The organism is Paenibacillus sp. 1781tsa1 (genome assembly GCF_024159265.1).
Taxonomy (GTDB): domain Bacteria; phylum Bacillota; class Bacilli; order Paenibacillales; family Paenibacillaceae; genus Paenibacillus.
The window spans coordinates 2,286,119-2,305,550 of sequence record NZ_JAMYWY010000001.1 but is presented as its reverse complement, the minus strand read 5'-3'; the positions used below and the strand labels follow the sequence as shown (position 1 = coordinate 2,305,550).

13 protein-coding genes, 1 tRNA gene and 1 riboswitch are annotated in these 19,432 nt (G+C 45.5%); of the genes, 7 read left to right on the top strand and 7 right to left on the bottom strand.

Features of this window, described 5'->3' with window-relative positions:
- Positions 1 to 224: 224 nt before the first annotated feature.
- Positions 225 to 2,309, bottom strand: coding sequence for an acyltransferase family protein (locus NKT06_RS10410; protein ID WP_253433427.1), 2,085 nt, complete (start codon positions 2,307 to 2,309; stop codon positions 225 to 227).
- A gap of 576 nt (positions 2,310 to 2,885) precedes the next feature.
- Complete coding sequence (locus NKT06_RS10405) at positions 2,886 to 3,446, bottom strand: flavin reductase family protein (protein WP_074094479.1); 561 nt, start codon at positions 3,444 to 3,446, stop codon at positions 2,886 to 2,888.
- A 231-nt stretch (positions 3,447 to 3,677) separates the two neighbouring features.
- Between NKT06_RS10405 and catA the strand changes: the two genes are divergently transcribed.
- Entirely contained in the window at positions 3,678 to 4,325 is a 648-nt protein-coding gene (catA, locus tag NKT06_RS10400; protein WP_253433424.1) for a type A chloramphenicol O-acetyltransferase, read from the top strand.
- Between the two features lie 83 nt (positions 4,326 to 4,408).
- On the opposite strand, the gene NKT06_RS10395 is transcribed toward catA, so the two are convergent.
- Complete coding sequence (locus tag NKT06_RS10395; RefSeq protein WP_253433420.1) at positions 4,409 to 8,185, bottom strand: LAGLIDADG family homing endonuclease; 3,777 nt, start codon at positions 8,183 to 8,185, stop codon at positions 4,409 to 4,411.
- A gap of 460 nt (positions 8,186 to 8,645) precedes the next feature.
- Between NKT06_RS10395 and NKT06_RS10390 the strand changes: the two genes are divergently transcribed.
- The 3 genes from NKT06_RS10390 to NKT06_RS10380 all read left to right on the top strand — a co-directional run bounded on the left by NKT06_RS10390 (position 8,646) and on the right by NKT06_RS10380 (position 12,766).
- On the top strand, positions 8,646 to 10,409 hold the full coding sequence (locus tag NKT06_RS10390; RefSeq protein ID WP_253433417.1) for a DEAD/DEAH box helicase: 1,764 nt from the start codon (positions 8,646 to 8,648) through the stop codon (positions 10,407 to 10,409).
- A 3-nt stretch (positions 10,410 to 10,412) separates the two neighbouring features.
- Positions 10,413 to 11,606 carry a YqhG family protein gene (locus NKT06_RS10385; protein ID WP_253433414.1) on the top strand — a complete coding sequence of 398 codons (1,194 nt, stop codon included), beginning with the start codon at positions 10,413 to 10,415 and terminating at the stop codon, positions 11,604 to 11,606.
- Between the two features lie 203 nt (positions 11,607 to 11,809).
- Complete coding sequence (locus NKT06_RS10380) at positions 11,810 to 12,766, top strand: hypothetical protein (protein WP_253433411.1); 957 nt, start codon at positions 11,810 to 11,812, stop codon at positions 12,764 to 12,766.
- A gap of 152 nt (positions 12,767 to 12,918) precedes the next feature.
- Here NKT06_RS10380 and NKT06_RS10375 read toward each other — a convergent pair whose 3' ends face one another.
- Entirely contained in the window at positions 12,919 to 13,137 is a 219-nt protein-coding gene (locus NKT06_RS10375) for a YqzE family protein (protein ID WP_253433408.1), read from the bottom strand.
- Positions 13,138 to 13,330: 193 nt separating this feature from the next.
- Here NKT06_RS10375 and NKT06_RS10370 point away from each other — a divergent pair, with 193 nt between their 5' ends.
- Complete coding sequence (locus NKT06_RS10370; RefSeq protein ID WP_253433405.1) at positions 13,331 to 14,116, top strand: N-acetylmuramoyl-L-alanine amidase family protein; 786 nt, start codon at positions 13,331 to 13,333, stop codon at positions 14,114 to 14,116.
- Here the strand turns inward: NKT06_RS10370 and NKT06_RS10365 are convergent.
- A complete protein-coding gene (locus NKT06_RS10365) occupies positions 14,091 to 14,927 on the bottom strand; it encodes a divergent polysaccharide deacetylase family protein (RefSeq protein ID WP_483311617.1) in 837 nt (278 codons plus the stop codon). The genes NKT06_RS10370 and NKT06_RS10365 overlap by 26 nt on opposite strands.
- Positions 14,928 to 15,337: 410 nt before the next feature.
- On the opposite strand from NKT06_RS10365, the gene xynC reads away from it, so the two are divergent.
- Positions 15,338 to 17,032, top strand: a complete 1,695-nt coding sequence (xynC, locus tag NKT06_RS10360) for a glucuronoarabinoxylan endo-1,4-beta-xylanase XynC (protein WP_301289885.1) — start codon at positions 15,338 to 15,340, stop codon at positions 17,030 to 17,032.
- Between the two features lie 151 nt (positions 17,033 to 17,183).
- Here the strand turns inward: xynC and NKT06_RS10350 are convergent.
- Positions 17,184 to 17,268 (bottom strand) — tRNA-Leu (locus tag NKT06_RS10350).
- Between the two features lie 172 nt (positions 17,269 to 17,440).
- The gene (gene pelA / locus NKT06_RS10345) at positions 17,441 to 18,403 is read right to left on the bottom strand and encodes a pectate lyase (RefSeq protein WP_253433398.1); all 963 of its coding nucleotides are present in this window, start codon (positions 18,401 to 18,403) and stop codon (positions 17,441 to 17,443) included.
- Positions 18,404 to 18,822: 419 nt separating this feature from the next.
- A riboswitch (cyclic di-AMP (ydaO/yuaA leader) is annotated at positions 18,823 to 18,954 on the top strand.
- A 5-nt stretch (positions 18,955 to 18,959) separates the two neighbouring features.
- Between pelA and NKT06_RS10340 the strand changes: the two genes are divergently transcribed.
- Positions 18,960 to 19,424, top strand: coding sequence for a C40 family peptidase (locus tag NKT06_RS10340; RefSeq protein WP_253433393.1), 465 nt, complete (start codon positions 18,960 to 18,962; stop codon positions 19,422 to 19,424).
- Positions 19,425 to 19,432 lie beyond the last annotated feature (8 nt).

Here is a 19,432-nt window from a genome sequence, read left to right as displayed (position 1 = left end):
TATTGTAAATGGTAACGCTATCATACCGTAAGGTGACGATCCACGGATGCAGGGGTGAAAAATATCGGTTCCCCTGTTTGGAACTTACTTTGCTGACTTATTGTTCATAACAACTAAAAAGAGCCCTCACAATGAGAGCTCTTTCTTGTTGCAACCATCGGCAGCTTAAACCTAGGTTATATATAATGAATAAGTGCTAAATCGTTTTGAATATGGATTGCATATTATTGGATGCTGTTCTTCACCAGTTCTGCAAAAGCTTCTGACCCTTGCGTAGTGAGATGTACACCGTCTTTTTCAAAGTATTCGTCATGTCCTTCACTTGCACTGTTCCAGTCGATCAGCGAGACATTGCTGTAGTTGGATGCTGCCTCATTCAATGCCCTGTTCACCGTTCGTTCCCACGGACGAGGTACACGCACAGTAACCAGATACACCTGATCCTCTTCCTTCAGATAATCAAGCACCGCATTCAAGTTTTTGGAGTTAAAGGAACCATTCGTCCCGAGCTCCAGCACCACCTTGCCGCCCATTTGGTTGTTTTGCTTCAGCCCTTCCAATACATCGCCAGCCTGCCACATCTGTCGGCCAACATGTCCGTCCACGTACACTCCCGATATATTTTGCTCCAGATACGGTTTTGCATCCAAAATCACTGAATCTCCAATGACGGTATAATGAATCTTGCCATCCTGGGCAGGAGGAGCCGTTTCTTCATGTTCCTTAGATGAATCAGGTGTATCATCCGTTTCATCGGATGGGTTCGCTCCAGCGTTGTCCGGAGTATCATTCTCGTTAGTCACGGACTCATCAGCCGGCTTATCTTCAGACGGACCATCCTTAACAGCATTCGTTGAATTGTCCTGATCCCCAGGTTTGGAGTCTGGAGCCGACTCTTCTGTAGGCTTCTCATGTTTCCCCGGATCATCTTTCGTTCCTGCTTCCGGTTTATGGCTATGCGCATCGTTCTTTTGACCTGAGCCCGATGTCGCTGTAATCGCTGGCAAAACATCCTGTCCCTGCTCCTCTGCTACGGAATTCTCTCCATTCAATGTGGTAGACATCGATACCGAATGGGAGTCGGAATTCGCTGCATGCGAGACCATCATCTGAGATACCGTATAAGACAACAGCATAATCGTCATCAACAGACCTGCCCGCTTCCACCATACGTTACGTATACCGATCGATGACCGCCCTCTTCCCCATAATCGGGACCAAGAATCACGGAATCCGTTGTACCGAATCGGATTTTCAATATATTTAAGGGACAATGAGGCCAGCACAACCGTTGCAGCAACCTGTAAAATGATTCGTACAGGATGTGCTCCTCCCGTATCCACCGCAGGATTGGTTAACATAATGACAGGATAATGCCACAGATATAATCCGTAGGATCGCTCTCCAATCCAGCGTAGTGGCTTCGCTCCAATGATACGTGCCAGGAATGACGATGGGTGAGCCAATACCGCTACCAGCAACGTTGTTGCCATAGCCTGAATTACCATGCCACCTTGATACAGAAACGGATCATATTCACTGCTGTTCAGCATCATGTAGATTAATATAGCGAGTGCAGCAAGTCCCGACACATCGAGCACAAGCCTGTTCAGGCCAGACAGAGAGCTCGATAGCTTGCGACTAGGCCACACCACGGCAAGAGCAGCACCGGCAAGCAGTGCGAATGCCCGCGTGTCTGTTCCATAATATACACGGCTCGGGTCCAGATCCGGATTATACATGATGGCCATTGCGCCAGCAGACAACTCAGCTGCGACGACAATGAAAACGACCAGCCATCCCTTTCTTTTGAACACGACGATTGCTGCGATCAGTAGAAGAGGCCATATGAGATAAAATTGCTCTTCCACAGCCAGTGACCAGAAATGTCCAAACGGTGATGGAGGGCCAAAACTTTCGAAATAGGAAACGTTGTGAAAGATATACCACCAATTGCTTATGTATAATACACCCGAAACGATATCACCACGAAGCGCAGCGAGCCGGGATGGGTCTGTACAGGCCAACCAGATCATCACCACAGCTGTCATGGTCAGCATGCCTGGAAGCAAGCGCCTTACCCGTCTTACCCAAAAATCACCGAGTGAAATGCGTCCATGTTCCTGCCACTGTGACACGAGAATATCTGTAATTAAATATCCAGAGAGAACAAAAAATATACCTACACCGAGCAGTCCGCCCGGAATATAATCCAAATTGAGATGATACGCGATTACCGCAAGTACAGCGATGGCTCGCAAGCCATCAAGTCCGTTCATATGTCGCTTGTTGTTAGGCGATTGTGACATGCATGCCCCTCCTTGTTACTGTGAGTCAACAACATCGGTGTTGGGGGCATAAAGGAACTCCTGATCGTTCTGGTTGTCATTAACATACGTATTGCACCTTCCATCTTTCATTTACAACATAAGAAAAGCCTCTGTTCGAAGCACGATCCGATGATGCTACATTCTTGGTGAATTCTATAGTCTTAAGGAAGACGTGTTGCCAGTCCATTAAGTTTTAATCATTACAATATTCTTTATATTGATTTCGTGAGTTCACGTTTAGCATTATACGCCCGAAATAAGACTCATACTTTACAGGAATAGTTACAAACGATTAAACCGATGTAACCTTTCCTGCCAGCTCATATAGCTGTAAAATCATACTCTAATTTTGTCGTTAAATATAGTACTTTTCATCGAGTGGCTAAAATTACCTGTCCCGCTTGCGCAAACCAGCATACCCACGTAACCGTTCATTGAAACAATTGAATTCATAACAAAAGGCTGCCGACTTGCTCAGCAGCCAATATCCATTATAAACCTATGTCAGACCGGATTGAAAGTTTTGCTCATAATTGCTTCTTCTTGCCTAGGACCCTAGAGGTGGAACGGGTGAATCTTTTCTTCTGTCCTCGCATCCATGATCCGGTATGCTGAACGCCCTGTGTACATTGGGATTTGCAACTTCTCCAGATCAACCATTCCATTCTCCAGAAAGTACTTCTGATCCTGATATCGCTGCAACACTTCGCCTGCAATCCATTCATGGTCACCATATGTCGTAATGTCCATAACCTTGCACTCATAAGCAAAATAAGCGTCTGTTAAAATAGGTACACTTACCTTGATTCCTTCCTCATATGGAATGCCGAATCTTGTGAATTTATCCGTATCTCTTCCACTGAACGTTCCTGCAGCTTGAATCCACTCCGATCGATGACCTGGCAGGAAATGAACACCGAATACGCCGCTCTTCTCAATGAGTTCATAGGAGTATGTTTCCTTACGAAGGGAGATGCCATATACGCCTGGTGATGATCCGATGTATGTATGCCATCCGGACGCCATCACATTCTGGACTCCCTCATGTCGTGAAGTCACCACCGCTACCATTCCAGGATAAGAATAAAATATGGGTTCTTCTATCGGCTGACGCATCTAATCCCCTCTCTTCTTCGTTATAAAGACAACTTTCATTATAAAGGAAAGAAACAGGTTGAAAAAGCGTTTTGCGGAGGATTACGCTATAAGCACACATTCATTATTATGTTATACTGAGAGGGATCAATTTCTAAAAATACGATACTAGGAATGTGATAGGATATGGTCAAATCAGTCAAATATACCTCCTAAATGAAGGCATTATTCAAATTTAGGAGGTTATAACTTATGTTTAATCCAATCGTGTTAGATCAGTGGGATCGAAAGCCTTACTTTGATCACTACTTGAATCAGGTCAGATGTACCTACAGCATGACTGCTAATCTGGATATCACGCTATTGATTGCTCAAATAAAACTTAAAGGCATGAAGTTCTACCCAGCTCTTATTCATATGATCTCTACGGTCGTCAATGCACACAGAGAATTTCGAACCTGTTTTGATGCCGAGGGGAAATTGGGCTACTGGGATGAAATGTCTCCGAGTTATACGATTTTTCATGAGGATGACAAACGTTTCTCAACGATCTGGACGGCATTCCATGAAGATTTCGAGACGTTCCACAATCGTTATCTGGAAGATATGAACAATTACAAAGATCACAAACAATTGGTTGCGAAACCCAATGAACCACCGAATACATTTCCCGTTTCCAGCATTCCCTGGGTGAACTTTACAGGATTTAATCTGAATATTTACAATGAGGGAACCTACTTGTTGCCTATTTTTACGATGGGGAAGTATGTTCAACTAAACGATAAAGTCTATCTTCCCTTATCTATTCAGTTACACCACGCCGTGTGCGATGGCTATCATGCTGGGGTTCTATTCAACGAATTGCAAGCATTGGCAGATCGTAGTCATGAATGGTGTTAGTTAGCTAAATGACGAAGAGGCATTCCTGACTCTTGATGGAGTCATGGAACGCCTTTTCTTTTTCTCTTTTTTTCAAATGCTATTTAATTGCACTTGCTATACCCACATTGACTGCATGTTTTACATCCTTCGACATTCATCAGGGATGCTGAGCCACATGAAGGGCACAAATCTCTCGATTCGGTAAAGGTTTTCTGCTTCTCCACTTGTGGATGCGCGCTCTCCACTTGGTTCTGTTCTTTCAATTCTTCAGTTTCGTTCTCCTGCACATTGCTCTGTACATGACTTTCCAATGCTTTGGCGACGGCATCAGCAATCGATTCCACCCGGTTGGCTCCAAAGCCAATCGCTCCTGAACCGCCGATTCCCTTGAGATGTTTGATCAACAGTTCAACCTTGTGCCCATGATCTCCGTATCGCAGGAACAGAGAGCATACTCGACCGAGTGCCTCAGCCATGGCGAACACGTCCGATCCCGCTTTGCCCACGTTCAGGAATATTTCACCCGGCGTTCCCTCCAGATCATTGATCGTAATGTAAGCCATCCCGAATGGCGTATTGATTTTGTATGTGGCACCGCGCAGTACCTGAGGACGGCTTCTGTATTGTTTATCCAGCACTGTAGAAGAGGAAGGGGCTTGATCCGAAGAATGCGTTCTAACACCAACCTGGCTATTGGAAATTCCATCACTTGCCTGCACTTCAGCATTATTCGTCAATTCACTAACTGACACATCAGGAAGTGTCTCCAAGTTAGTATCTAATGTCGACTCTACATCTTCGTCCTTGGTCTCTTCCTTCTTCGACGTGGACAACACCTGCACATCCCTGCTGCCATCGCGGTATATCGTTACTCCCTTGCAGCCAAGGTCAAAGGCCAGTTCGTAAAGCTCAGCGGTATCCTCCACTGTAAAATCAGCTGGACAATTGGCCGTCTTCGAGATGGAACTATCCACCCATTGCTGAATCGCAGCCTGCACCCGTATGTGATTTTCAGCCGACAGATCCATGGCTGTCACATAATAATCTGGTAAAGCTTCACCCGGATGTTCATCCAGCCAATCTTGCGCAATCGGTACGAACTGTTCATCATAACCTAGACGGCTCTGACGGAAATACTTGAAGGCGAAATACGGCTCAATCCCTGTTGATGTGCCCACCATCGTACCTGTACTTCCCGTTGGCGCCTGTGTGATCAGTGTGACATTTCGAATGCCCTGTTTGCGAATGGCCTCTCCAACTTCAGGGTACGTTGCAACCATGTTTTTCATGAATCCACTCTGTAAGTACGGTTCAGCTTCGAAAGCAGGGAAAGCTCCCTTCTCTGCTGCAATCTCTGCCGATGCCAGATAAGCCTCCTTCGCCATGAATCCATACAGTTTATCCAGAAATTCAAGGGATTCAGGACTGCCGTACCTTATACGCAGCTTAATCATCAGCTCTGCCAGTCCCATAGTGCCAAGCCCAACCCGGCGTTCACGCTGCTGATTCAATCTGTTTTCCTCAAAATGATATGGTGTTGCATCGATGACATTATCCAAAAATCTAGCCGAGATGCGAGTGGTTTCCGCCAGTTCATCCCATGCCACATCATCATTCGTCTCATCGTAGAATTTGGACAGATTAATTGCTGACAGATTACATACACCCCAACCAGGCAGGCCTTGTTCCCCGCAGTTATGAGCAACAATTCCACCAGCGATCAGGGAGTGAGTCACAGGCTCAGTTATGTCATATACAGTAACTTGCTCTCCCTTTTCTATTGTTTTTACTTTCGACATAAACTTTTCTGATTTTCTAGATGGTCTGGCAATTCGTTCTAAAGCATGCTGTTTTCTTGTTACATATTTAAAACCAATCTTCTCTTTAAACGTAAGTAAGTTGTTCCCTGACACGACCAATTTATAGAACCCATTACTGGAATATGTCCTGTGATCTCCATCTTTTGTTGTGTATTTAAACATGGCTTGTGATGACTTTGGGCGTGCGTAAATAGAGCTGTTGATTCCATAATTCAGCAAAAGCAGCTGAACGCCCTGCAATAATTTCTTGGAAGATGAAGTTAATCTTGCTGTACGATGCATCTCATCTCTTTCGTATACAGTGCCATCCGCACTAAATAAAGCCTGTAAAAAAGCGGTAATGGTTTTCTTCGAAGAAGTAAATATTATTTCTGGAACTTCCTTCTCAGGTCCTTTAACTGCCTTCACACCTAATCTTAGAATTTCTTCAATCAGCTTTTTACGCCACCAATAAACTTGTTTTGTTCCATTTGTTCTTTGATACACTTTTGCTCTTACGCCTGATATTTTTTCTCCAGCATCAATCAACTGCGGAATAACTTCCTCATCCTCTGCACCAAAAACCATACCAACTTCACCACGCTTAGAGACCCAACCATCTCCGGTTAACCATCCCAGAAAAAGCCCCCATTCCTCTCCCAGCTGATCTTCCTTGGCAAAAGCTCCTTCGGCTGATTGGATATAGATATAGTCCTCCAAAGTCAAGTCTTTAGCTTGTTTCCAACCTGAATTAGTATATAACTGATGATCAGATGTCACGCTAATTTCCAATCCATTTTGAAGATGAACTGTTAACGTCTCTTTTATTCCAGTTGGATAAACGATTGCTGTTCTCAGATGCAATTCTGGAATTTCATATGATCTGCCACCTACAACCTTTGCCTGCTCAACAAGACGATGATCTGTTCCAACTAGAAATGATTTGCCTGCTGTCCGTTTATATAGTTCTTCTATTGTGATAAGGCCGTATTCAGTTGTAATTCTGGTCTTTGGATGAAAACAAGGATTAGTACAGATGATCGGATTAAAGTACCAGCTGTTGGACATCTGGTTGTAGTACTCCATGAATACCACACCAGGCTCTGCCGATTTCCAGGCTGATTCAATAATGGTATGCCAGATTTCGCGCGCCTTCAGCGTACGATAGTGCACCACCGAATGACCTGCGGCTTTCCATTGCTGCATATCTCCGTTCCATACAGTGTCATATTCAGGATCGTTCGTATCGGGAAAAACCAAATCCCACTCTCCGTCCTGCTTGACAGCCTCCATAAATGCGTTGCTTACACACACAGACAGGTTGGCATTGGTCACCTGCCCCATCGTTTGTTTCACGGTAATAAAATCAAGCACATCTGGATGCCAGTCATTCATCATCAGCATGAGCGCACCCCGGCGGCTTCCGCCCTGTTCAATCAGTCCTGTCGTATAACTGAACAATCCGCCCCACGATACGGAACCGCTGGATGATCCGTTGACACCTTTCACCACCGCTCGGCGAGGACGCAAAGAGGACAAATTAATGCCCACACCTCCCCCACGCGCCATAATCTCCGTCATCTCGGTCAAGGTCTTCATGATGCCACCCCGACTGTCCTGCGGAGACGGAATGACATAACAATTGAAGAGTGTCAGTTCATCACTTGCCCCCGCACCAGCAGCAATGCGCCCTCCGGGTACTAACTTCCAATCTTCCAACACGGAGCGGAACTTGGACTCCCACGTTGCCCGCTGATCCGCTGTGGATTCGACTGCAGCCATCGTTTTGGCAAGACGGTCCCACATCTCTTCCGGTGTTTTTTCGATGTTGAGTGTCAGTTTCTCCACGCTGGTCTCGGTGATCTCTCCGCTTCGAGTCCTTACTTGTACGAGCTGACCCTGACGTTCTATAATTTCGCCCACTTCCTTGGTTGGGAACTTGGGGTCATCCTTCGTTAATACCAACACGACATCCCCGACCTTGGCATGATTCGAATCAGCGTCCTTCCAGGCGTATCGGTCCAGAAATATTTTTTCGCTGAGTCCTTCTAATTGGTAAGATCGTTGGTTTGATTTCATCGCTACGTTCAACCTCCCCGAATAACGCTCCATTTTCACTACAAGAGTAAATTATGATGAAACACCACATATAGTGATACAAACTAAGTATATTACACTATATATTGATTTTCTATATAACTTTTATCACAGACCTTATTTTTTAGACTCTCCTGCTCGGACAAGCTTCTCGTTATAAACTGTAGTTCACATTGGTTCAACTAAACTTTTTACACATGAACGGAGAGGACAGAAATAACCTAAAGAAGCGAAGCGTTCGCCTTTATCCCCGGGTTTTCCCCTTTGGAGAAGGGAATCAAAAAAATCTGGGGATAACAGCGATCGGTAGGTTAATCTGTCATCGGAGTGACAAGTGTAAATATTCCTTATTTGAACCCACATAGTTATGAACTGACTCTCATTCGTCCATACTATTACCTACGAATAAAACGTCATCACGTATGGCAGGGGAGGAAGCACCATGAACCGGAAAAATCCGCACCACATGAATCAAACCGTAGCCGAACTGCCCGTTCCGTTGGAATTTGATCGAAGCTGGATCAATCAGTTGGAATCGCGACTGGATAAAGGAGGCCCTTGGGGGGATTATCGACTCTTCCAACTGGGCATTCAAGCCGAAGAAACCAATCTCATTCCCAATTTTGACGAAATTCAATGTTTGAAACATCTACAGGGCCTTACTCCACTCCCTCACCAGATGGACACTGCACGCAGAGTATTATTTGAAATGTCAGGCCGGGCCATTCTCGCCGATGAGGTGGGTCTTGGCAAAACCATTGAAGCCGGTCTCATTCTGAAAGAATATATGGTGCGGGGTCTCGTATCCAAGGTACTTATTCTCGTGCCTGCCTCTCTTGTGCTGCAATGGGTGCGGGAGCTGAATTCGAAATTTGGCATTCCTGCCATTGCCCAGAAAAAGGCCTATTCCTGGCAGAATGAAGTGGTTGTAGCTTCCATGGATACCGCCAAACGTGACCCCCATAAAGATATGCTGCTGAATACGGATTACGACATGATCATTATTGATGAGGCCCATAAGCTCAAAAACAAGAAAACAACCAACTATCAATTCATGTTGAAATTGCGCAAAAAGTATTGTTTGCTGCTCACAGCTACACCTGTGCAGAACGATATGAGTGAGTTGTTCAATCTGATCAACCTGCTGAAGCCCGGTCAGTTGGGTCGTCAGGGTGACTTTGCGGCCAACTTTGTCGTAGACAAACGTGTTCCGAAAAATCAGGAACAGCTTAAGAACGAGTTATCCAAAGTCATGATTCGGAACCGCCGCGGAGAAGGCCCCGTTCAATTTACCAAACGGAACGTCTCCAACGTGAATCTGCAACTATCGCCCGAAGAACAAGCGCTTTATGATGGCGTGACTTCCTTTGTTAAAGATCAGTACCAGGAAGCTGGCGGCAACCTGAGCAGTATGCTCTCCCTTGTTACTTTGCAGCGTGAAGTGTGTAGCAGTCGGGATGCGGTATTCGTGACACTGGTTAATCTGTCGAAGAAACTTCCGCTGGACTCTCCCCTTCGGGACAAGATTTGGGAACTCGTTGCCCATATTAAAGCGATCAAGGAAAATACCAAAGCCGAGAAAACGATGGAACTGATTCGGAACATGAATGAAAAAGTAATTATCTTCACCGAATACCGGGCCACGCAGGAGTATCTGCTAAACTATTTCCGCAACAACGGGCTTACGGCTGTACCCTATCGGGGTGGTATGAATCGAGGCAAAAAAGACTGGATGATGGATCTCTTCCGTGGGCGTGTGCAGGCCATGATTGCAACTGAAGCGGGTGGCGAAGGCATTAATCTGCAATTTTGCCATCATATGATCAACTTTGATCTGCCCTGGAACCCTATGCGGGTAGAGCAGCGAATCGGCCGGGTACACCGGCTGGGACAGCAAAATGATGTGAACATTTTCAACCTATCCACGACCGGAACTATTGAGGAACATATTCTGAATCTGCTGCATGAGAAGATCAATATGTTTGAGATGGTGATCGGCGGGCTGGATGTCATTCTGGAACGGCTGGAGAAGAAGGAGTCCATTGAGAAAAGTTTGTACAAAATCATGCTGGAATCACAAAATGATGAAGATATTCGCCGTAAAATGGATTCACTTGGACAATCGCTGAACTCCATTCAACGGGAGGTTGCCGATGAAGGCCCTGCCGTATCCGGGTTGTTAGATCTTCGCAAAGGAGGTAGCTGACCCATGACCATGTCTCCCCATGAAGTGCAGGCTTATGTGCTCACCTATCTGGAAGCACTCGATTGTCAGATTATGGAGCGTTCCCCTGCCCATGTGACAGTAAAACTTTCGCCCGAGGCGGACAAAGCATTGACCAATCGCCCCTATTATTGGGGATTCGTGGAGCGAACCGGAGCACCCGCTGAGACGATGTCCTTTACATTTATATTCGATCCGGACAGTTATCAGCAGGCCATTGAAGCAGCAGAAGCCAAAGCTGCGCAAGCATTACCTTCAATTGTACCTGACCCTACTGAAAAGAATGGCGTAACCAACGGTAGTCCTCAAGGCGAGCCACCAAAAGAAACCATCCTGGGCCGTTATTTCGGCATTACTCCATCCATGCCACTACTGGGACCAGGACGAATATTGCGTGAAGAAGTGGTGTATGGCAGTCGCAGGCTCCAACAGATTTTCGGCGCAGCCCGTGAAGGCGGTGCCTTCGTGAATCTGTTCGAACAGGCTGCCAAACGGCAATTGCGCGCTACAGCGCCAGCCGTATATGAGCCTTGGCTCGGTGTCTGTTTCAAGGTAGAATTCGCCTGTGATTTGAAACGGGAAGAATTGCATTTTCTCGGCATCTCCCTTCGCTCGGGTGAAATTATAGAAAAATTCGGCACCAAGCTGAACCGACGTGATCTCAGTCCAAGGCTCGCGGAGAACATGCATGTGCAGACAGCCAAAGTTTCGTTATCCGATGCCGGAGCTGCTCTCGAATCTCATTTGACGAACCGCTTGTTGGAACTCGATTATAGCTGGGCCGAGAAAGCCCAAGAGCGACTTGATCTGGAACTGGACGTGTTGGACACCTATTATGAAGCAGTACTCCGAGAAGATACCCCTGAGGTAGAATCAACAGGTAACACAGCCTCAGGCATGGAAAGTGTCCATTCTAACCGCACACCACCTGTACCACTAAAAAAAGTTCTGGATATACCTAACGCTAAATCCAATGGAGCAGATGTAGAACTGGCCGCAGAGGCCGTTGTGCCGATCGATACCGAGACAGATGCCGAAGAAGAGAAAGCCAAACAGGCGGTAATCGATCGTGAAGCCATGAAATTGCAATACGAGACACGCCGGACCGAGATGATCTGGCAATATGAACCCAAAGTGAAAGTGACTGCGATTAGCAGCGGCATGTTTCACTTAAGATAGACGAAGACACTACTTTTCCTGCAAATGCTGGCAAAAGTAGTGTTTATTCATGATCAGCTGCCCGACAGGTTGCGGCAACCTTTGCAGAGCCTGTCCCCTAGAATGAAACTAGGACCCTTCAGGTAACGGATAAATGAAAAGTAGGTGTGAATTTGAAACGACTCTTCCATACGTGTTGGAACAACGCTCGGAAAACAACCTGTATGACCTTGGGTTTGCTCAGTTGTCTTGCCCTATTCTCGTTTTGGTCGATAGCCAATGCTGAAGAACAAAAAACGTCTTCACGATCTCTCGCATCATCCACAGAATATAGTCCCGAACATCATGCATTCCAGAATGACAAGCTAGCTCCCGCTGCCGTACAACGATTTGCAGAGCAACAAGCGGTTACACTTGGTACGGCTAACGCCGAAGCAAATTGGAAGAATGCCGTCCTGGACTTCTACCCTCTGGGGCCCGGTACACATAGCTGGCTGGTGCAAGCTGCATTGGATGGGAAACCAATTGGATATATGATTATTACCGCCACAGAACAGGGACATTTGATGCTTAGTGAATATGGTCAAGGAGAGCAGTCACCATACAACAATGAACTTCTAGGACAAGCCTTGGATCGACAACATGTGAACCTTGAAGCGTTACTTGCTGCTGAAGGAGAGCTTCATCTTGGTTACGCTCTTCCCCTGCTGGCTTATTGGAAAGTGGAACAACCCAACCAGCCTGCACTTTATATTGATGCTACGAACGGTGATGTACTACCCACCGAGTTACTGAAGCTTTTGGAGGCTGATTCCAGACAGGGCTCTTCGAGCATAACTAATTTATCCACTGCTCCTTCTGGTTCAGTCGGTCCACTTCATCTGCGACCCGTCTTCAATCCGACTGACAATCTGTTGTGGATGACATCCAAGCCTATTGCTGCCAATCGGGTACAAGATGTGATACAACACGAGGAGAATCAAGAGATTATTTTCTCAGCAGATGATCATAACGTCGTTTACGGCGGTCCTCTACCCGTTAGCGGTTATCAGGTATGGCATACAGATCAGGAAGCAGAGTCCATTCTATATGTAGCGCTAGGTGGAAAAACATCCATTCAACGCTTTGTGCCTTTGAGCACATTACAACAAAACGGTCAGTTTTACTTCTTGAAGCCTTGATTCTTAGGCCCGCTAAGTAGCTCGTACTAAAAAATAAAAGTCCATTCAGATCAAGTTATAATACCTTAAACATTCATAACAAATAAGACGCCGTCCCATGTTAAAGGGATGGCGTCTTTTGAATTTACATTAGTGAAACAGGTAAGCGTTAGTCATCCTTTGCCTGAAGAACTTCGTTTATGAGAAGGTGTATCCAAATCTTTTTCCTTTTTTCCCACCCACAGGGACACAGCGAACGGAATCATACCGAACCACTTCATTGTCCACGGCTCTTTCCTTTTGGCGCGACCTTTCCGCTCATCCTTCGGTGTATCGATATAATGAACAACCCGCTGCGTAATGTATTTTACCAACTCATCACTTTTGGCCATAACATCTGCCTCCTTCGCTCCTGCTCATTCGCGGAGCTTACGATAGTTCTATTGTGTGCAAGATGCGTAATGGTTAAACATTTTTTATTGAAAAGGGTATGAAAAACCTCAAAATGCACAGTCTAATGCCAAAGGTATCCAAACAGTCATTAATCTGCATCCGATACCTATTTCATGAAGGAGTGTGTATCCCATGTATAAGCTGCTGACCGCTTCGGTAGCCTTGCTAATCAGCTTCCATTGCCTTCCCATGCTGCCCCATGTCGCTTATGGAAAAGCAGCCTATCTTGATTTTGCCGTATCCCAAAGTTCAGATCATTCCATCCCTTCACAGAACAGTCCATCCATGCTGCCGGTGACCGATGGGGATGCTTATCGTTCAAGTCATCATGCCTTTGCAGCACCGGTTATCCTGCTCGATGTAGGCCATGGCGGTATTGACGGTGGTACGTCAGCCCAAGGTGTGCTGGAAAAAGATATCAACCTCGCCATTAGCCAAAAGGTCTATCTTCTGCTTCGCAGCAAAGGTTATGCCGTTATCATCAATCGACTTGGTGATTATGCACTTAGTGATGACAACCGCTGGCTGAACAGCCGCTCCCGTCATACCAGGGATCTTGCCCAGCGTAAGAGCCTTAGCGAAGAAGTAAGTACAGATATCGTGGTCAGCATCCATGCGAACTGGAGTCCCCGATCGGCTGCTCACGGCCCGGTGGTACTGCACCAGAAGGAAGGCAGGAGCTATCTGCTGGCCCAATCCATTCAGGACGCCATGAACCAATTGTTCAAAACGGAGCACGGGGTCGTGTGGGGCAAGCCCTTTTATTTATTGAATTACGTGAAGCAGCCTGCCGTCATCGTCGAAACCGGATTTTTGAGCAATGCCGAAGACCGGGCCAGAATGAGTGATCCTGCTGAGCAAAAACGAATCGCCCAATCTATTGCGAGCGGCATTATTTATTATCTGTCGGTAGTGTAGGAGCAGCATTCCAGTTCCACACTTCGCGCACAAGATCGCCAATACCTACAAACTCAACCTGACCCTGCAGACGGGAAACGGATTCACGAACTACAGCAGATGTGTTCATCCCTGAATGTCCGACATGACCAATGACAACACAGATATCCTTGTCGATTGCACGCTGAGCTGCCAGATCCATTTGCTTGCGAATGTGTTGCTTGGAGTTTTGATCATCCAGGAAAATGTCATTACCTACAGGTGGCATATTCTTGGATATGGCCAGTTCCCCCACTACGGAGCGAAAGTTCGTACGGCTGTCTACAAAGAAAAGACCCCGCTCCTTGCATACATCGAGCACAATGGACATGATGCGTTTGTCCGAAGTAATTTTTGAACCCATATGATTGTTCATGCCAATCGCGTGGGGCACATCATCAATCGCTTTCTCCACGCGTGAGCGGACTTCTTCATCTGTTAGATTGGATGTGATTGCACCCGGGCCCAGCCATTCAGGTCTTCCTTTCTTGGGTTCCATGGGCATGTGCACAATCACATCCATCCCCTTTTCATGTGCAGCTATCGCATCTTTCTTTGTTGTTGGCAAAAAAGGCATAACCGCTACCGTTAGTTTAACGGGCATCGCCAGAATCTCTGCCGTTCCCTTCATGTCATTTCCAACGTCATCGATGATAATTGCTAACCGTTTATGATTCGATGGGGACTCTGAAGCTGCCGCTGTAGGCCCTCCTGCCGATATGCCTGCGCAAATCACAATCAACAATGCCATGCAACCTGCAATGAACCGATAATGCTTTCTCTTTTCCTTCATCATGATTCCCTCCCCGTATGTTTCTGTGATCTCATTGTTTGATAATGAAGGGAGTAATATGTAAGCCAAAGCCTTCCTTAAAACAACATCCCAACAATGGAGACCTCGATCTTAGCCGAGCATCTACAGCTTCCCACTCTTCACCTTTGTATTCAGACAAGAATTGTCATTGAACCGTAGAAAAAAGAGATTAATTAGAAAAAATACTGTAATTTGTCAGGTTTTCAGTATAGGAATTATTTAGTAGAATCAACAAATGAAAGAAGTTAGTTTGTTTCATTTCTTTCCTATGATTTGTGGAAGGGGGTTTTGAAAGGGTTTACATAAAATAAATTCAGACTATCAATTCTTCTTATTTGTTATCCCTGGTCGCGGTTTCTCTATGTAACCATTTACCATTATCGAGGAGGATGAAAGTAGTGAAATTCAAATTCAAAAAAACGATCAATGTTCTATTGGCCTGCTTAACAGCTCTACCCCTCATGTTAAGTCCTACACAAGTTTCGGCGGCAAGTGATGCCAACATTAATTTGTCCTCAGAAAAACAACTGATCAAGGGCTTTGGGGGCATTAACCTTCCTGCCTGGATTGGTGATCTGACTCCCGCTCAACGTGAAACGGCTTTCGGTAATGACCAGAATCAGTTAGGCTTTTCAATTCTCAGAATCTACGTCGATCCAGATTCTAATAACTGGTATCGTGAAGTTGCCACAGCCAAACGGGCTATTGAAAAGGGAGCTATCGTATTTGCATCCCCATGGAATCCTCCGAGCAGCATGGTTGAAACATTCAACCGCAATGGGGACACGAATGCCAAACGTCTGAAATACGACAAATATGCCGCGTATGCGCAGCATCTGAATGACTTTGTAACCTATATGAAAAATAACGGCGTAGATCTGTATGCCATTTCTGTGCAAAATGAACCGGATTACGCTCATGACTGGACCTGGTGGACTCCACAAGAAATCCTTCGTTTCATGAAAGAAAATGCCGGGTCCATTCAAGGCACCAAAGTCATGGCGCCTGAATCGTTCCAGTACTTAAAGAACATATCCGACCCAATCCTGAATGATCCGCAGGCACTTGCCAACATGGACATTCTGGGAGCGCATACGTACGGTACCCAAATTTCGAACTTTGCCTACCCTCTCTTTAAGCAAAAAGGAGCCGGTAAAGAACTGTGGATGACTGAGGTGTATGTTCCGAACAGTGACAACAACTCAGCAGACCGCTGGCCTGAAGCACTGGAGGTTTCCTATCACATGCACAATGCCATGGTAGAAGGTGATTTCCAGGCCTATGTGTGGTGGTACATCCGCAGACAGTATGGTCCGATGAAAGAAGATGGTACCATAAGCAAACGCGGATATAATATGGCCCATTTCTCCAAATTTGTACGTCCTGGCTATCTCAGAGTGGATGCAACCAAGAACCCGGATACGAATACATTCGTCTCTGCATACAAAGGTGATAACAAGGTTGTTGTCGTGGCAATTAACCGTGGAACTTCGGCCACAAGCCAAAAATTCGTTCTGCAGAATGGTAATGCCTCCACTGTGTCCTCATGGGTTACGGACAGCAGTCGCAACCTGGCAAGCGGGGCTTCGCTTACCGTATCCAATGGAGCCTTCACGGCACAGCTCCCGGCTCAGAGCGTAACAACGTTTGTTGCCAACATTACTGGCGGGAATAACGGCGGGAATACAGGCAGCGGTACTACTTATGAAGCAGAGACCGGAACGACACTTACGGAAGCTGCCATTGAAACGATCTATCCTGGTTACACTGGCTCCGGGTATGTCAACTTCAACGCAATGACTGGTTCAGCCATTCAATGGAACGCTATTAACAACACGATTACAGGCACCAAAAATGTAAAGTTTCGTTATGCGCTGGAAAGCGGAACCCGTAACCTCGACATTTTTGTTAACGGAACCAAAGTCATCAGCAATGAGCCTTTTCCGGCAACGGGAAGCTGGTCCACTTGGGTTGAAAAAACAATACAGGTCCCCATGAACACGGGGACCAATACATTAAAAGTTGTGACCACCGGAACGGAAGGACCCAATATTGACAGTATTAATATTACCGCAGCGCAATAAACGATCCGTTTGGCTGATGGAAGACCATTTGTTGTTCATGCACCCAAGCCCTAACCTCTTGGACTCTCAAGTTCTAACGTTAGTATTTCAATCAAAAAATGCAAACAAAAAAGACTCCTTAAGCATTAGCTTAAGGAGTCTTTTGATTAGATGCGGTCGAGAGGACTCGAACCTCCACGGGGGGTTAGCCCACACGGACCTGAACCGTGCGCGTCTGCCAATTCCGCCACGACCGCATATTGTATCTCCGTGATTAATCTCGGCGACAAGAAATAATATATCATGCGGCACCTATCATGTCAACACTGAAAATAATAACATTAAAGCCCGAACCAGACATCCATGTCGATTCGGGCTTTACCTTTAACTACTCATCGTTTGGTTCATTAAAACGAAGGTATACTCAAACTACAGCTTGGAAGGCCAGTTGCCATACCATGCGTAGCCGCCTCTTCTTTCTTTATCAATATCACTTAATTTGTATTTAACTACCCCGTCACGACCAATAAAGATGGGTTTATCCGTTCCGATCTCATAGAAGCGTGCCCAAATCGGTGCCGCTTTGGAGTCAGCGATGATTTTGCTATCTCCATTTGCTCTTTCATACTTGTAACCCGTAATTTTCACCTTGTTAAACCACTCCTCCGCTCCTTTGATGGAGGCGGTAATTTTAGCGTTGGCAGGTCTCGTTTTCAGGAATTTAACAATCGTTACACTCTCTCCAGCCGTCAGCGATGGTACCTCGTAGATTCTTGCGCTCGCTGGTTTAAGAGAACCAGAATCATGTTGTTGTCCCCATGCTGTCAGCTTGCCGCCCGAAACGACTTGTGTATTCAGAATCGCCTCTACACCTTTGGCAACTGAATTTTTACTGCGATTAGCAAGTGTATTGTCGATAAACGAGAAATCACCTTTGCGTGCTGCTACTTCATCGAGCATAATCATTACATTAATCATGGCATCGTCATTGTAAGTAATATGCTTGTGATATCCGGAGCTTTGGTAGACTTGTGGCCATCCGCCGTTTGAATACTGCATATTGATCAAAAAGTTGATTCCTTTGATTGCAGCTGTGGAGTAGCGTGGATCATTCGTCTTTTTAAATTCCTTCGCCAATCTTCTAATTTCTGAGTATGTAGCCTTGTTGTCAATCGTGGACTTCGCCCACTCTCCACTTGTTTGTTTATAATCTTTTCTCCAACCTCCATCCGGCAGTTGGTTCTTCAAAACATCTGAAATACTCGCTGTAGTACCCGATGCATCAGCAGCAGATACCGTCCCTACAGGGAGAACTGCAATTCCAACTGTTGAGAACACCATGGCGCATGCCAGGACAAAAGTAACTATTTTCTTTGCTTTCAAATGTAACACTCTCCCATGTTCATTGTAATAACGTCCACAATTCTACCTTACCTATAAGACCAGTCCTCAACCTCCTTAATTTGAATATATAACACAATAAAATCAATTTTCATCCAATATGTGGATTGGATAATCAGATAATATGCAAAAAATCGATTACTGTCAATATATGCAACTTAATGAATATAATCTCTTAAATCCTACATAACGGAATAGTTCTTTTAACTCATGACAAACCTATTTATTTATCCAAATTCGTCTCAAACGAATCAATAATGACGTTTTTGTCATGAATGATACCCAAACTTGATCTCTTCTTTCATGGAAAAACATTAATTCCGCTAACATTGAGGTATTACGAAGGGGTTTAAAAGGGTTTGACAATTACGCATTTATGCAATATAGTTTCAAATAGTTACAAAAACTTAATTATTCATTTGCCGAGTTTCAGATTTGAAAACGGGGGAACCATTTTGGGTGAATTATTCTTATACATAGGAAATATAGGGAACCTTCTACCGAACCCTTAGCTAACTCCGTAGGCATCGAAGGGAGAACATTGATTTTGAAAAAACTGATTATCTCCATTTTTGGAGCGGCTGTACTATTTACATCCGGGGCAACAAGCACAGAGGCAAGCAGTATTAACTCCGTAGTGAACAACATGACAGGTATACCTTACAAGTGGGGTGGCACGACTCTGGCCGGCTTCGACTGTTCCGGGTTTATGAGATATATTTTCAACAAATACAGCATTGAATTGCCACGTACTTCGCAACAGCAAGCCAAAGCAGGTACTCCGGTAGCCAAGAGCAATGTTCGGACAGGTGATCTGGTGTTCTTTAATACAACAGGCAAAGGCATTTCACATACAGGGGTGTATATTGGCGGCGGACAATTCGCTCACGCCTCGAGCAGTAAAGGTGTAAGCATCACTAAGTTATCGAATCCATACTTCAATGACCGCTACGTGACAGCACGTCGGGTAACTGGACAGTTTATGTATGATAAAATGTTGGGTAAAATGTAGGTATGATA

Coding starts and splice junctions, on each gene's coding strand:
- catA (WP_253433424.1), top strand. CDS start 3,678: ATGTTTAATCCAATCGTGTTAGATCAGTGGGATCGAAAGCCTTACTTT.
- NKT06_RS10365 (WP_483311617.1), bottom strand. CDS start 14,927: ATGAAGGAAAAGAGAAAGCATTATCGGTTCATTGCAGGTTGCATGGCA.
- NKT06_RS10370 (WP_253433405.1), top strand. CDS start 13,331: ATGTATAAGCTGCTGACCGCTTCGGTAGCCTTGCTAATCAGCTTCCAT.
- NKT06_RS10380 (WP_253433411.1), top strand. CDS start 11,810: ATGACCTTGGGTTTGCTCAGTTGTCTTGCCCTATTCTCGTTTTGGTCG.
- NKT06_RS10375 (WP_253433408.1), bottom strand. CDS start 13,137: ATGGCCAAAAGTGATGAGTTGGTAAAATACATTACGCAGCGGGTTGTT.
- xynC (WP_301289885.1), top strand. CDS start 15,338: ATGAAAGTAGTGAAATTCAAATTCAAAAAAACGATCAATGTTCTATTG.
- NKT06_RS10385 (WP_253433414.1), top strand. CDS start 10,413: ATGACCATGTCTCCCCATGAAGTGCAGGCTTATGTGCTCACCTATCTG.
- NKT06_RS10405 (WP_074094479.1), bottom strand. CDS start 3,446: ATGCGTCAGCCGATAGAAGAACCCATATTTTATTCTTATCCTGGAATG.
- NKT06_RS10410 (WP_253433427.1), bottom strand. CDS start 2,309: ATGTCACAATCGCCTAACAACAAGCGACATATGAACGGACTTGATGGC.
- NKT06_RS10395 (WP_253433420.1), bottom strand. CDS start 8,185: ATGAAATCAAACCAACGATCTTACCAATTAGAAGGACTCAGCGAAAAA.
- NKT06_RS10390 (WP_253433417.1), top strand. CDS start 8,646: ATGAACCGGAAAAATCCGCACCACATGAATCAAACCGTAGCCGAACTG.